The 13,537-nt window shown below is 67.9% G+C and carries 16 protein-coding genes; 11 read left to right on the top strand and 5 right to left on the bottom strand.

Translation table 11 applies throughout. From position 1 onward, the window contains the following. Positions 1–120 precede the first annotated feature (120 nt). Entirely contained in the window at positions 121–852 is a 732-nt protein-coding gene (locus NKT36_RS13075; protein WP_327051494.1) for a metal-dependent hydrolase, read from the top strand. A gap of 167 nt (positions 853–1,019) precedes the next feature. Here the strand turns inward: NKT36_RS13075 and NKT36_RS13070 are convergent, their stop codons facing one another. After that, positions 1,020–1,985 carry a transcription initiation factor IIB gene (locus tag NKT36_RS13070; protein ID WP_327051493.1) on the bottom strand — a complete coding sequence of 322 codons (966 nt, stop codon included), beginning with the start codon at positions 1,983–1,985 and terminating at the stop codon, positions 1,020–1,022. Between the two features lie 149 nt (positions 1,986–2,134). Between NKT36_RS13070 and rnhA the strand changes: the two genes are divergently transcribed. Together rnhA and NKT36_RS13060 are read left to right on the top strand one after the other, a co-directional pair. Beyond that, positions 2,135–2,728, top strand: a complete 594-nt coding sequence (rnhA, locus tag NKT36_RS13065) for a ribonuclease HI (protein ID WP_327051492.1) — start codon at positions 2,135–2,137, stop codon at positions 2,726–2,728. Continuing rightward, positions 2,721–3,269: a DUF7108 family protein gene (locus NKT36_RS13060; RefSeq protein ID WP_327051491.1), complete on the top strand. Its 549-nt coding sequence runs from the start codon at positions 2,721–2,723 to the stop codon at positions 3,267–3,269. Before rnhA ends, NKT36_RS13060 begins: the two co-directional genes overlap by 8 nt. Here the strand turns inward: NKT36_RS13060 and NKT36_RS13055 are convergent. After that, a complete protein-coding gene (locus tag NKT36_RS13055; protein ID WP_327051490.1) occupies positions 3,256–3,606 on the bottom strand; it encodes a PadR family transcriptional regulator in 351 nt (116 codons plus the stop codon). The two genes, NKT36_RS13060 and NKT36_RS13055, sit on opposite strands and share 14 nt — an antisense overlap. A gap of 200 nt (positions 3,607–3,806) precedes the next feature. Between NKT36_RS13055 and NKT36_RS13050 the strand changes: the two genes are divergently transcribed. The 4 genes from NKT36_RS13050 (at position 3,807) to NKT36_RS13035 (ending at position 7,638) form a co-directional block, all read left to right on the top strand. Beyond that, positions 3,807–4,340: an inorganic diphosphatase gene (locus NKT36_RS13050; protein WP_327051489.1), complete on the top strand. Its 534-nt coding sequence runs from the start codon at positions 3,807–3,809 to the stop codon at positions 4,338–4,340. Between the two features lie 124 nt (positions 4,341–4,464). Further along, the gene (locus tag NKT36_RS13045; RefSeq protein ID WP_327051488.1) at positions 4,465–5,577 is read left to right on the top strand and encodes a DHH family phosphoesterase; all 1,113 of its coding nucleotides are present in this window, start codon (positions 4,465–4,467) and stop codon (positions 5,575–5,577) included. A 138-nt stretch (positions 5,578–5,715) separates the two neighbouring features. Then, on the top strand, positions 5,716–7,062 hold the full coding sequence (locus NKT36_RS13040) for an alkaline phosphatase family protein (RefSeq protein ID WP_327051487.1): 1,347 nt from the start codon (positions 5,716–5,718) through the stop codon (positions 7,060–7,062). Between the two features lie 144 nt (positions 7,063–7,206). Next, positions 7,207–7,638 (top strand): universal stress protein, encoded by a 432-nt coding sequence (locus tag NKT36_RS13035; protein WP_327051486.1) that lies wholly within the window; start codon positions 7,207–7,209, stop codon positions 7,636–7,638. Between the two features lie 77 nt (positions 7,639–7,715). Here NKT36_RS13035 and menD read toward each other — a convergent pair whose 3' ends face one another. From menD to NKT36_RS13020, 3 genes are read right to left on the bottom strand one after another with little or no spacing between them, the layout of a single operon-like run. Further along, complete coding sequence (gene menD / locus NKT36_RS13030; RefSeq protein WP_327051485.1) at positions 7,716–9,506, bottom strand: 2-succinyl-5-enolpyruvyl-6-hydroxy-3-cyclohexene-1-carboxylic-acid synthase; 1,791 nt, start codon at positions 9,504–9,506, stop codon at positions 7,716–7,718. After that, complete coding sequence (locus NKT36_RS13025; protein ID WP_327051484.1) at positions 9,503–10,828, bottom strand: isochorismate synthase; 1,326 nt, start codon at positions 10,826–10,828, stop codon at positions 9,503–9,505. The genes menD and NKT36_RS13025 overlap by 4 nt, the downstream gene beginning before the upstream one ends. Before the next feature lie 33 nt (positions 10,829–10,861). After that, positions 10,862–11,458 (bottom strand): sulfite oxidase-like oxidoreductase, encoded by a 597-nt coding sequence (locus NKT36_RS13020; protein ID WP_327051483.1) that lies wholly within the window; start codon positions 11,456–11,458, stop codon positions 10,862–10,864. A gap of 260 nt (positions 11,459–11,718) precedes the next feature. On the opposite strand from NKT36_RS13020, the gene NKT36_RS13015 reads away from it, so the two are divergent. From NKT36_RS13015 to NKT36_RS13000, 4 genes are all read left to right on the top strand, one after another. Next, positions 11,719–11,961: a hypothetical protein gene (locus tag NKT36_RS13015; RefSeq protein WP_327051482.1), complete on the top strand. Its 243-nt coding sequence runs from the start codon at positions 11,719–11,721 to the stop codon at positions 11,959–11,961. A 181-nt stretch (positions 11,962–12,142) separates the two neighbouring features. Next, positions 12,143–12,361, top strand: coding sequence for a ribbon-helix-helix domain-containing protein (locus tag NKT36_RS13010; protein WP_327051481.1), 219 nt, complete (start codon positions 12,143–12,145; stop codon positions 12,359–12,361). A 68-nt stretch (positions 12,362–12,429) separates the two neighbouring features. Then, positions 12,430–12,708, top strand: coding sequence for a UPF0058 family protein (locus NKT36_RS13005; RefSeq protein ID WP_327051480.1), 279 nt, complete (start codon positions 12,430–12,432; stop codon positions 12,706–12,708). Positions 12,709–12,760: 52 nt separating this feature from the next. Beyond that, positions 12,761–13,516, top strand: coding sequence for a hypothetical protein (locus NKT36_RS13000; RefSeq protein WP_327051479.1), 756 nt, complete (start codon positions 12,761–12,763; stop codon positions 13,514–13,516). Positions 13,517–13,537 lie beyond the last annotated feature (21 nt).

Raw genomic sequence — 13,537 nt, 5'->3', positions numbered from 1 at the left:
AGGTGGTTAGCCCGCCGCCTCTAAACGGTTCGGTTGGCGGAAAACGGACGGCGTCGACGGTAGCGAGCCCTGCGGCCGCCATCATTTATGGGAGCGCGGGAAGAACCTGGAGACGTACCCATGGAACTCACCTGGCACGGACACTCGACGTGGCACGTAACGGTCGACGACACCAGCCTCCTCATCGACCCGTTCTTCGACAACCCCCACACGGACCTCGACCCGGCGGACGTCGACGACCCGGACTACGTCCTCCTGACGCACGGGCACGCCGACCACATCGCACACGTCGGCGAGTTCGCCGACAGCACGGTGGTGGCCATGCCGGAACTGGCGGGGTACGTCGCCGACGAGTACGGCGTCGACGACACCGTCGGCATGAACCTCGGCGGCACCGTCGAGTGCGGCGACGCCTTCGTCACGATGCACCGCGCCGACCACTCCAGCGGCATCGAGACGGGCTACGAGGCGTACGCCGGGATGCCCGCCGGCTTCGTCGTCAGCGACGCGATGCCGACGCAGGTCAGCGACGAGGAGAGCCAGACGTTCTACCACGCTGGCGACACGCAACTGATGACGGAGATGCGCGAGGTGATCGGCCCGTACCTCGAACCCGACGCAGTCGCGGTTCCCATCGGCGACCACTTCACGATGGGACCGATGCAGGCTGCCGTCGCCGTCGACTGGGTGGACGCTGACGTCGCGTTCCCGATGCACTACGACACGTTCCCGCCGATCGAGCAGGACCCGGAGGACTTCGAGCGCGAGGTCGAGGCCACCGGTAGCGACGCGGACGTACAGATCCTCTCCGGCGACGAGACGGTGGACCTCTCCGAGCTGGAGCCGTACTGAGGACTCGCGGACCACCGTCCGTTCTCGACCGCCGTCGTCACTCGCGACGGGCGACACGTCCAGCGGATGAGACGGCGGTCGCTACTCGTCGCCGATACGGAGCGGTCTGAGTTTTCCGGACGCCACTCGCCGTTCGCGTCCGGCGTTCGAGAACGAGAACGGACGGGTTAGCTGTGGATACCCATCGCTTCGATCTGTTCCTGGTAGCGGTTGCGGATGGTGACCTCGGTGACCTGGGCGACGTCGGCGACCTCGCGCTGGGTCTTCTTCTCGTTGCAGAGCAGCGACGCCGCGTAGATGGCGGCGGCCGCGTACCCCGTCGGCGACTTGCCCGACAGCAACCCTTCCTCGGCCGTCGTCTCGATGATGTCGTTGGCCTTCGACTGCACCTCTTCGCTGAGTTCGAGTTCAGAACAGAACCGCGGAACGTACTTCTTCGGATCGACCGGTTTCATCTCCAGACCGAGTTCCTGGGAGATGTAGCGATAGGTTCGCCCGATCTCCTTCCGCTCGACCCGGGACACCTCCGAGATCTCCTCCAGACTTCGGGGGATGCCCTCCTTCCGGCAGGCCGCGTAGAGGGCGCTCGTGGCGACGCCCTCGATGGAGCGCCCCCGGATGAGGTCCTCCTTCAGGGCACGCCGGTAGATGACGGAGGCGACCTCGCGTACCGACCGCGGGACGCCGAGCGCAGAGGCCATCCGGTCGATCTCGCTCAGTGCGAACTGCAGGTTCCGTTCGCCCGCGTCCTTCGTTCGTATCCGTTCCTGCCACTTCCGCAGCCGATGCATCTGGCTACGCTTCTTCGACGAGATCGACCGACCGTACGCGTCCTTGTCCTTCCAGTCGATGGTGGTCGTCAGTCCCTTGTCGTGCATCGTCTGGGTCGTCGGTGCGCCGACCCGGGACTTCTGCTGGCGCTCCTGGTGGTTGAACGCGCGCCACTCGGGCCCGGGGTCGATCTGTTCTTCCTCCACGACCAGGCCGCAGTCGTCACAGACAAGCTCCGCGCGATCAGAACTCTTGACGAGATTGTCGGACCCACACTCGGGACAAGCCCGCTCTCCCTCTTTTTCGTCCGCCGTTTGCTCCCCTTCGAGTTGGCGCTCCCGCTGGCGAGTGGACCGTGTCATCGCACTTTTATAGTAGTATCACCCACGCACTTAAACCCTCGGTCGATAGCGCCACGTTCTAACACGGCCCGCGAGAAACGGCCCCACGGCCCGACGGGCCGGACGTGCCATCGGAACACGTATACTCCGCCACGGCCGAAGCCCGGTAGATGCCGGTCATCGAGTGCGACGTGGACGACGCGCGCGAGCGACTCGCCGACGCTGGCGCGACCATCACAGAGGGGAGCAGCGAGCACGAGCGCTGGCGCGCCGAGCGCGGCGACGCCGTCGCGGTCGCCTACGACGACAAGGTCGTCGTCCAGGGCAAACAGCCACAGGACATCGAAGCCGTCCTGCGGGACGAGGGCGGACACGCCTACGCCTACTTCGACGGCGCGAGCCGCGGCAACCCCGGACCGGCCGCCGTCGGCTGGGTCATCGTCACCAGCGACGGCATCGCCGCCGAGGGCGGCGAGCGCATCGGTCGCGCGACCAACAACCAGGCGGAGTACGCGGCGCTGACCCGGGCGCTGGAGGCCGCCCGCGACTACGGCTTCGACACCGTCGAGGTGAAAGGCGACTCCCAGCTCATCGTCAAGCAGGTGACGGGAGCGTGGAACGCCAACGACCCCGACCTGCGCGAACACCGGATCCGGGTCCGGGAACTGCTCGACGCGTTCGACGAGTGGTCCATCGACCACGTACCGCGAGAGGTAAACGAGCGCGCCGACGAACTAGCGAACGAGGCTCTGGACGATGGCTGACCTGCCAGACGACACCGTCGAGGAGGCGGAACGACTCACCCGACTGGCCCGCAACGCCACCGACGACGACGAGCGCGAGGCGTACCTGGCGGAACGCGAGTCGCTGCTCGACCCGCACGACTTCACCGCGCGCGTCCGCAGCGAGGACACCCGGGACGTGCTCGTCCTCCACCCAGGAGAGTGGACCGAGGACGGGACCATCCGGGTCGAGCGCGTCGACGACACCGACCGGGCGGCGGAGATCCCGCTCGACGGTCCCGGCGACCCCGACGACTGGGACGAGGTCGACGAGCACAACCGGGCGGTCGCCGCGGCCGTGGGCGACGCACACGGCGACGTTCACGGCGCGAACGCGGCGGCGTTCGCCGACTTCATGAGCAACCACTACGCGCGGCCGGTCGAGTCGGCGACCGACGCCGAGGTCCAGGAGTTCCTCACGGAGTACTTCCCGCGAAACGCGTGGCCGACGGACGAACAGAAGGCGGTGGTCGACGAGTCCGTCGAACTCGTCTTCGAGTCGGCAGGCGCTACTCCTCGATGAGCGTGCGGACCTGCTCCGCGCGCTCCTCGCTCGTGACGAACTTCGACAGCGACCAGCTGAGCTGGTCCTTGACGGCTTCGAGGCCCTTCTCCGTGAGCGCGTACTCGTTGGTACGCTTGTCCAGTTCGCTCTTCCCGACCAGGTCACGCTCGACGAGCGTGTCCAGATTGGGGTAGAGACGACCGTGGTTCACTTCCTCGTCGTAGTAGTCCTCCAGCTCACGCTTGATGGCGAGACCGTACATAGACTCCTCGGTGAGCACCATCAGGATATTCCGCTGGAACGCAGTGAGGTCGCGTGCTGTACTCGTCTCACTCAGTGTTTGTGCCTCTGACATTGGCTTTGACAGGACTCAATATGTAACCGGGATATTTAACCCTTCTCAAGTTTCTTGGTGTTTCTCTCCGCTATCACTCGGTTTTAGTGTTCGAACCCGCCGCGGGCACGGAGGCGTGTTCCGGGGCGGTCGTGCATCTGGTACCTTTGAATCCATGCCGAAAGGACTTTTTGGTCTTCCCGTGGAGTCGAAACTGACCCATGACCAATCTCTGGGAAGACCTCGAGACCGGTCCGAATCCGCCCGAAGAGATCTACGCCGTCGTCGAGTGTCTCAAAGGCGAGCGGAACAAGTACGAGTACGACAAGGACGTCCCCGGCGTCGTGCTCGACCGCGTCCTCCACAGCAACGTTCACTACCCCAGCGACTACGGGTTCATCCCGCAGTCCTACTACGACGACGAGGACCCCTTCGACGTGCTCGTCCTCGTCGAGGACCAGACGTTCCCCGGCTGCGTCATCGAGGCCCGTCCGGTCGCGCTCATGAAGATGGACGACGACGGCGAGCAGGACGACAAGGTCATCGCCGTCCCGACCGAGGACCCGCGCTTCGACCACATCCAGGACCTCGACGACATCCCCCAGCAGCAGCTCGACGAGATCGACGAGTTCTTCGAGACCTACAAGAACCTCGAGAAGGGCAAGGAAGTCGAGACGCTGGGCTGGGAGGACAAGCAGGCCGCGATGGACGCCATCGAGCACGCACAGGACCTCTACGACGAAAAGTTCGCCTGACCGGCGACGGTCGCAACCCCTCGACCGAGGCACCGTTCCGCGAACAGTTCATTTTCCGAAGCATCCCATTTTCTCGCACAGGTCCCGGAAAGTATTTGTCCCAGGGGTTGGGTAACCGATACCAATGGCCGTTGGTCTCGCCGTCGAGAACACTGCGACTGTCGTTATCACGGCAACCGTTCTCCTCCTCTCTAGCGGGGTCGTCCTGTACGCCGCCAGGTCACGCCGAACTGACACGACGGAGGAAACGTCACCGGTCGTGTCGCTCCAGAACACCGTCGCGGGACAGAACCGCGTCGCCCTCGTCGTCCCCGAGGGGGCGAGCATCGACGCGCTCGCGGCGGCCGTCGGCCTCCAGGCGCTCTGCAAGGAGTGGGGCGTCGCCGCCCGCGTCCTCGCGGAGGGCGAAGTGACCGAGGAGGACGGCAAGGCGTTCTGCAACATCTTCGACGTCGACCTGACCGTCATCGACGACGGCACGGAAGGTGTCGACTGCGACGCCGCCGTCGCGGTCGGCGGCGGGGGTGCAGTGCCGCGGCTGTCGAACAACCCCCCGGTCGTCGCCGTCATCCGCCACCGACCGACGGCGGAGGAGAACATCCTCACCATCACCCGGGCCGACGACGGTTCCACCTCGACGACGGTGACCGAACTGGTCCGGGAGTCCGGCCTCGTCCCCGACCAGCGCGTCGCCACCGCGTTGCTGTACGGCATCCGGGCGGGCACCCGTGAGTTCCGGCGCGCGAGCGGAACCAACGACTACGACGCCGCCGGCTTCCTCCACACGTACGCCGACCTGGGCCGCATCGAGGACCTCCGCTCGCCGGGCGTCAGCGGCGACACCTTCGACGTGCTCGGCGACGCCATCGCCAACCGCGAGCGACGGGCCAGCCTGGCGGTGACGAACGTGGGCGCCGTTCCCTCGGTCAGCGCCCTGGAGGAGGCCTCGGACTCGCTGCTGCGACTGGAGGGCGTCTCGACGGCGGCCGTGTTCGGCATCCACGAGGAGACCATCGTCGTCTCCTGCCGCGCGGAGGACGTCCGGGTGAACGCGGTCGACATCCTGGACGAGGCGTTCGACGCCAGCGAGACGACGGGCGGAAACGCCGACGCCGCGACGGCGCGGGTGCCGCTGGGTATCTTCGCCCGCGTCGAGGGCGAGCACGAGCGGACCCTCGACTCGCTCATCGACGCCAGCACGCGGAAGGCGCTGTTCTCCGCGTTCGAGCAGTCCTGAGGTGGGCAGTCGGCCACATGTTTCTGGGCGGATGACGCCAGACGACCGTCGTCACCCGCGTAGCGGGTCGTGTACCACCTTCGTGAAGCCTTGCGGCGGAAAAGAAAGTACTTGTGTACGCCCGTGATAGGGCGGCCTATGGGTCTGTTCGACCGGCTGACCGGCGGCGACGAACCCCGAGTCGCCTTCTTCGGTATCGACGGTGTGCCGTACAGCTTCCTGAAGGAGAACGCCTCCGAGTTCGAGAACCTCGCCGCACTGGCCAACGAGGGCAGCGCCGGCCCGATCGACAGCATCGTCCCCCCGGAGTCGTCGGCCTGCTGGCCGGCGCTCACGACGGGCGCCAACCCCGGTGAGACCGGCGTCTACGGCTTCCAGGACCGCGAGATCGGGTCGTACGACACGTACGTCCCGATGGGCCGCGACGTCCAGGCGACCCGCATCTGGGACCGCGTGACCGACGCCGGCCGCAAGGCCACGGTGATGAACGTCCCCGTCACGTTCCCGCCGCAGCGCAACGTCCAGCGGATGGTCTCCGGCTTCCTCTCCCCCGGCGTCGACAAGGCCGCCCACCCGACGGACCTGGAGAACTACCTCGACTCCATCGACTACCGCATCGACGCCGACGCGAAACTCGGCCACGACGAGGACAAGGCAGAGTTCATCGAGAACGCCCACGAGACGCTCGACGCCCGCTTCGAGGCGTTCAAGCACTACGTCCAGGAGGACGACTGGGACCTCTTCTTCGGCGTCTTCATGACGACCGACCGGGTCAACCACTTCCTGTTCAAACACTACGAGGAGGACGGCGACTACAAGGAGGAGTTCGTCGACTTCTACCGCAAGGTCGACCGCTACCTCGGCGAACTCCGCTCGATGCTCGCCGACGACGTGACGATGGTCGTCGCCAGCGACCACGGCTTCACCAGCCTCGACTACGAGGTCCACTTCAACCAGTGGCTCGCCGACGAGGGGTGGCTCTCCTACGAGGACGACGACCACGAGGAGCTGGGCGACATCAGCGACGACACCGAGGCCTACTCGCTCATCCCCGGTCGCTTCTACATCAACCTCGAGGGGCGCGAACCGCGCGGCAGCGTCCCCGAGGAGGAGTACGAGGCGAAGCGCGCCGAACTGAAGGAGGCGCTCGAAGACCTCGAAGGGCCGAACGGCAAGAAGGTCTGCGCCCGCGTCGTCGAGAAGGAGGATGCGTTCGAAGGCGACCACGAGGACATCGCGCCCGACCTCGTCGCCATCCCGAACTACGGCTTCGACCTGAAGGCCGGGTTCAAGGGTCACGACGACGTGTTCGGCACCGGTCCGCGCAACGGCATGCACAGCTTCGACAACGCCTCCCTGTTCGTCGACGACCCCGACGTCACCGTCGGCGACGACGTCGACCTGTTCGACATCGCGCCGACCATCCTCGACCTGATGGAGATGGACTACCCCGACCACGAGTTCGACGGCCGGAGCCTGGTCTAGAGACCGTCTGAACCTCGTCGTTCACCGTCCGAACGCCGTTTCTTCCGCTCTGTCGAACCCTCCTCGACTGATAGAAGTCGGCTGCTGAATACAGAGTTCGGAGGTCGGTGTGGTGTTTTTGAGGCTGGACTACCACCTTCCGCTATGGCACCCGAACACGTCCTCGTCCCGCTCGATGGCTCGCCACTCGCGGACCAGGCACTCCGCCACGCCCTGGAGACCTACGACTGCCAGGTCACGGTCCTCAACGTCGTCACGCCGATCGGGAGCGGGATGAGCGAGGGTGGCGTTCGGGAGCGCAGAGACGAGCGGATCACCGAAGCCGAGGAGAGGGCCGAGGAGTTGGTCGAGGCGGCGTACGAGGAGGCCGCGGAATACGGGCAGGATGTCGAGACCGTAATCGAGACCGGAGACCCGGCCGACGTTATCGTCGCGTATGTCGACGAAACCGACGTGGACCACGTCGTCATGGGTGGCCACGGGGGCGAGAACGACGGCCTGGTCGCACGCCTTCTCGGGACAGTAGCAACGAAGGTCGTTAGCGAAGCACCGGTGACGGTGACCGTGGTCCGGTGACCGATACGCGCCGCGTATGCAGCCACGACGGCTGGGCTTCCTCACCAGTAGAGCGGTTCAAAAGCCGTTTCTGCAGATCAGTCGCCAGCGACGCGTTCGACGGCGCGCTCCTGCAGTCGCTCCCGCGTCCGGTGGCTGGCCTCGGCGTCGGTGACCACCTCGACGACCTGCGTTCCCGACGATTCGACCGACGCCTCGACCGCCTCCCGGAGCGCCGGCAGCGACTCCACGCGGTCGAAGGAGAGGTCGTAGAGGTCGTCCGTCGGTTCGAAGTCCAGACCGTGGGGCGTCCGGAACTGCTCGGTGAACGGCGGGTCGAACGCCTCGATGGGGAGCATGTGGAAGATGCCGCCGCCGTCGTTGTTGATCTCGACGACGGTCGCGTCGACGCCGCAGCGCGCGAGCGCGAGCAGGCCGTTCATGTCGTGGTAGTACGCCAGGTCGCCCGTGACGAGCACGAGCGGGTCGTCGGTGGCGCTGCCCGCGCCCAGCGCGCTGCTGGTGATGCCGTCGATGCCGCTCGCGCCCCGGTTGCCCAGCGCGGTCACGTCCGCCGCCCGCGGGCGGGCGAACCGGTCGAGGTCCCGGACGGGCATGCTGTTGGAGACGAACAGCGTCGCCGGGTCGGGCAGCAGGTCGGCGACCGCGCCGACGACGGCTCCCTCGAAGTACTCCCCGACGTCGTCCACGAGGTCCCAGTACGCCGCCTCCGCACGCTCGAAGCGCGCTCGCCAGTCTGTGCGGGCGTCTGCCCCGCTGGCGTCCGCCCAGGCCCCAGCGTCCCGGTCGACGGCGTCGGCGACGCCGCGTGCGAACCGGGTCGGGTCGGCGACGACGAGGTCGGTCGCGGTGAACGTCGCCTCGCGCCACCCGCCCGCCGGGTCGACGAGGAACTGCCGGGCGTCGGTCCGTTCGAGGTACTGCCGGAGCGTCTTCGAGGTCGGCGACGCGCCGAACCGGACGACGACGTCGGGGTCGGGCCAGTCGTCGGTCACCCCGGGGACGAGGTAGGCGTCGTAGCCCCCGACGACGCCCTCCTCGTGGCCGAACCGGTGGCCGGACAGCGGATCCGCCAGCACGGGGAAGCCGGTCGCCTCCGAAAGCGCGGCGAGCGCGTCGCGTGACGGTGCGGGCGGGGGGACGTCCGACGGGCCGGCGACGAGCAGGCCGCGGTCGGCGGCCGCGACGGCCGCCGCCACGGATTCCAGGTCGTCCGCGTCGAGGGCGGGAGCGCCCTGCGCCACGGAGACGAACGGCCCGTCGCGCCCTTCCCCGGCGAGCGGGTTGCGTTCGGCGAAGTCGGCTGGCACGTCGTCCGGCACCTCGACCGGTTCCAGCGGCTTGCGGAACGGGAGGTTGAGGTGGACGGGGCCGGCCGGCGTCCCGGTCGCCTCCGCGACGGCGCGCGCGGCGGTCGTCCGCAGCGAGCGGAGCTTGCGCGCGTCGGCTTCCGGTTCCGCCACATCGGCGTACCAGCGGACGCTGTCCCCGTACAGCTTCTCCTGGTCGACGGTCTGGTTCGCGCCGCTGTCGCGCAGTTCCGGCGGCCGGTCGGCCGTGAGCACGACCATCGGAACCCGGGCCTGGCTGGCCTCGACGACCGCGGGGTGGAAGTTCGCCGCGGCGGTGCCGGAGGTGCAGACGACGGGCGTCGGCGTCCCGGTGCGCCGGGCGCGACCGAGCGCGAAGAAGGCGGCCGAACGTTCGTCGAGGTGCGAGAACACCTCGACCTCGTCGTGCTCGGCGAACGCCACGGTCAGCGGCGTCGACCGACTGCCCGGCGCGAGACACACCGCGTCGACGCCGCTCGCGACGAGTTCCTCGACCAGCGTTCGCGCCCACAGCGCGTTCCGGTTCGGGGCCGTCATTCGAGCTCGTCCAGTATCGGCAGGTACTTCAGCTGCACTTCCTCCCACTCGGCGGTCGGGTCGCTGTCGGCGACGATGCCGTTGCCGGCGAACAGGGTCGCCCGCTCGTCGGCAGCGACGCCGGAGCGGATGGCGACGGCGAACTCGCCGTCGCCGTCGGCGTCGAACCAGCCGACGGGCGAGGCGTACCAGCCGCGGTCGAACGTCTCCGTCTCGCGGATGGTCCGCAGCGCCTCGCCCAGCGGGAGGCCGCCCACCGCCGGCGTCGGGTGGAGCGCCTCGACGACGTCGAGGACGTGGCCGTCCCCGGCAAGTTCCGCCGAGATGGGCGTCTGCAGGTGCTGGATGGTCGAGAGGCGGCGCAGGCGGCGGTCGGCGACCGTCACCGACTCCGCGAGCGGGGCGAGGCGGTCGCGGATGGTCTCGGCGACGAGGGCGTGCTCCTCGCGAACCTTCTCGCTGTCCGTCAGCTCCGCTGCGAGTTCGTCGTCCTCCTCGGGCGTGTCGCCGCGGCCGACCGACCCCGCGAGCGCCTCGGTCTCGACGGTGCGGCCGCGCAGCGAGACGAGGCGCTCGGGGGGCGCGCCGAAGAAGCCGCCGTCGTCGCCCGGTTCGACGAGGAACCGATAGCAGTCGGGGTACGACGACCGGAGCCGTTCGAGCACGTCGGGGACGGACACCGGACTCGCGAGGTCGACCCCGAGCGCGGTGGCGAGGACGACCTTCCGGAGTTCGCCCTCGCGGATGCGGTCGACGACCCGGTCGACCTGCTCACACCACTCCTCGCGGGCGGTGGTGTGACGGGTCGTCTCGACCCCGGGCGGGTCGCCCCTCGGTCGCATCTCGGGCATGTCGGCGAGGTCGTCACGGGTCGTCACGAGCAGGTCGGCGGCGGCGTTCGCGTCGTCCGCAGCGACGGTGAGCCACGTGTCGCTGTCGGTCCGGGTCAACTGGACGCGCGGGAGGACGAACTCCGCGGCGGCGAAGCCCGTCCACGGCGGTGCGGGGTCGTGGTCGTCTCCGAACGCGAACCCGCCGAACAGTCTCGGGCGCGTGGCGTCGGGGGCGTCGTCGTCGGGAGCCATCGCGTCGAACAGCGCCGACGAGTCCTCGCGAACCGTCTCGAAGCGGCCGGGACCGTCCGCGGTCACGCGCGCCGCCGCCCCGGTGGCGGCGACCTCGAACCCGTCCGGCGCGGCCCAGTGGACGCGCGGTGCGGCGCGTCCGGCGAGAAACGAGCGGAACGAGACGTCCGGGACCCGACAGGACCGCGTCACGAGCCTGACCCCTGCCGACACCTGGCCGTCGCGGTGCGGTGGCATTTCAGTTCAACTCGGGGGTGGCGACCCTTCAGCCTAACTATATCGCTCCTCGTTCCACGGATTCGCGGTGTTGGAGTAGCCCCGTCGCTCCCAGTACCCCCGCTCGGGCTCGGTGAGGAACTCGACGCCGTCGACCCACTTCGCCCCCTTGTAGGCGTACTTGTGCGGCGTGACCACCCGCAGCGGGCCGCCGTGTTCGCGCGGGATCGGCTCGCCGTCGTACTCCCACGCGAACAGCACCTCCTCGCGCATGCAGTCCGTCAGCGGCAGGTTCGTCGTGTACCCGTCGAGTGCCGAGAACATGACGTGGACGGCGTCGTCGCGTACGCCGGCGCGCTCGGCGAGTTCGCGGAACGAGACGCCGGTGAACTCGCAGTCGAACTTGCTCCAGCCGGTCACGCAGTGGAAGTCCTGGCGCTGGCGCTCGGCGGGCAGGTCGGTGAACTCGTCCCAGGAGAACGCGAGGTCGGTCTCGACCGCGCCGGTCACGGTGAACTCCCACGTCTCGGGGTCCCACTCCGGCGTGTCCCCCTTCGAGAGGACGGGGAACTTGCTCGTCTCGCGCTGTCCCGGCGGGAGCCGTTCGCCGTCGAACTCCTCGTGGAGGTCGGTGACGTCCGTGACGCTCATGGCGGACACGTGGGACGGCGCGCACGTATGTCTGACGACACGGTTCGGCGACCCGTTCCGCCGAGAACGCGCCACGCCGGCGACGTCGTCGTCTTGCGAGCCGCCGCGTAAACGGCTCCTTATGCGTCAGTAATCGCGACAACCACACGTACCGTGACCCTTCCCCGGGGTAGCGACTGAATAACAAAGGACGCCCTCGCGCAATCGGTGTGTGCATGTCCGAGGCAGAGCAAACACCGACCAGACCGGAGAGTACGACGATGGAAGCGGCGGAGGAGTCCACGCGCGACGTGGCGATCATCGCGTCGGCGATGTCCGTGCTGCTCGCGTGGCACCAGTTCTTCGTCCGGGGGGACAAGGAGCGCGGACTGTTCGTCGGCCTCTGGCCGCCGACCATCCTCGCGTTCGCCAGCTACTTCAACCAGAAGCGGATGGAGGAACGACTGGAGTCAATCGGCGCCAGCAGCATCGTCAAGTCGCTCGACCAGATGCTCAACCGGTAGCGACGGCATCGACATCTTCCACCTTTATCTGCGACGGGAGCGGACAGCGTTCTCCGAACTGTAACGTTCTTGCCGTGCAGAGGAACTTCTATTCCGGAATTTCAAACATTCGTTTTGCGAGCGTGATGCTATCTACCCGTCAGACTTAAGAACACCCCTCCCGAAGCCCACAATTGTTCCAATGCCGAAGGTAGAGATCACCGTCCCGGAGCACCTCGAGATGCAGATTGCCCAGATGGTTGAACAGGGCGAGTTCGTCAACCGCGAAGAGGCCATCGAAGACCTTCTCGCGACCGGCCTCAAGGCCTACAAGACGAGCGGCCCCATGGAGGACGACGAGCGCGACGCCGGCCTCGAAGACGAGGGAATGATGGGTCACGAGGACGAGTACGTCTTCTAGACCGCTTTCGTTCCGATACGCGACAGTTCTGGGAAACGCTTAAACCGCCGAGTTCCCAATCCGCGCGTATGCACAAAGACGAGCTTCTGGAACTTCACGAACAGATGGTCGCCATCATGGAGTACTTCCGGGAGTCCGAGGACGTCCCCGAGGGAACGTTCGACACGTACGACCAGCTCGACGTGGACCCGTCGCACGTCCACAAGTCGAAGAGCGAACACAAACACGCCGTGTTCGTGCTCGGCAACTCGCTCGCGACCGTCATGAGCGAAGACGAGTTCAGCGAGGCCGGCCGCATCGGCAAGCGCATGAAGGAACTCGCCGACGACGCCGAACAGAAGATCTGACTGCAGTCCTGGATACCGCCGCGTTTTTCTCCACCCCGAGCGGAGCGCCCACATGGACACCCTCGGCGACCTTGTTTCGCGCGAACGCCGGTCCGACGACCCGGCGGTCCGCGTTCCGGGGAACACGCCCCGGGAGTACGACTACCGCCGCTTCTGCACCACGACCTGGAAGACGGGGAACTACCTCCGTCGGCTCGGCGTCCGCTCTACCGACGAGGTCACGGAGCGGGACGAACCGCTCGCGGGAGCGACCGTCGCCGTCGTTCCCTCGCGCGCGCCCGAGCCACTTCTCGTTCTCTTCGGCGCTGCACTGCTCGGGGCGCGCGTCCGGTTCGCCCCGCCACTCGACGTCGCCGCCCGGGTGCTGGTCGCGCCCGGCGACGAGATGGACGCGTACGACCTCCCGCCGGGGAGCCAGCGCGTCGCCTTCGACGCCGAGTCCGACGACCCGGCGGTCGCCTGGTTCGGCGAGAGCGTCTGGAGCGAGAACCCATCGTTCCCCCCGACGCCGGTGTCGCCCGACGCCCCGGCGGTGACGACCGGCGACGCCGACCACGCCCACGCCGACCTGCTCGCCGCCGCGGAGTCCGCCGCAACGGATTGGAACCTCACCGTCGGCGACGAGGTGGCGGTGCGCGCACCGCTCGCGGACCCGCGCGCCGTCGCCGCCGGCGTCCTCGCGCCGCTACTGGCGGGAGCGGCGGTGCTCCTGCCCGACGACGAGGCAGTCGGCGACGCGGCCGTCGTCGAACCGGGCGGCGACGCCCCGGAGGCGGCGACGCTGCCGGTCGACGACGTGTCGCTCTGAGCGGCGCGGAGTCGCCTCGGC

Origin of the sequence: Halomicrococcus gelatinilyticus (assembly GCA_024227995.1) — an archaeon.
Classification (GTDB): domain Archaea; phylum Halobacteriota; class Halobacteria; order Halobacteriales; family Haladaptataceae; genus Halomicrococcus; species Halomicrococcus gelatinilyticus.
Note: the sequence above shows the minus strand (reverse complement) of the source record. Positions and strands in the feature narration are given on the sequence as shown.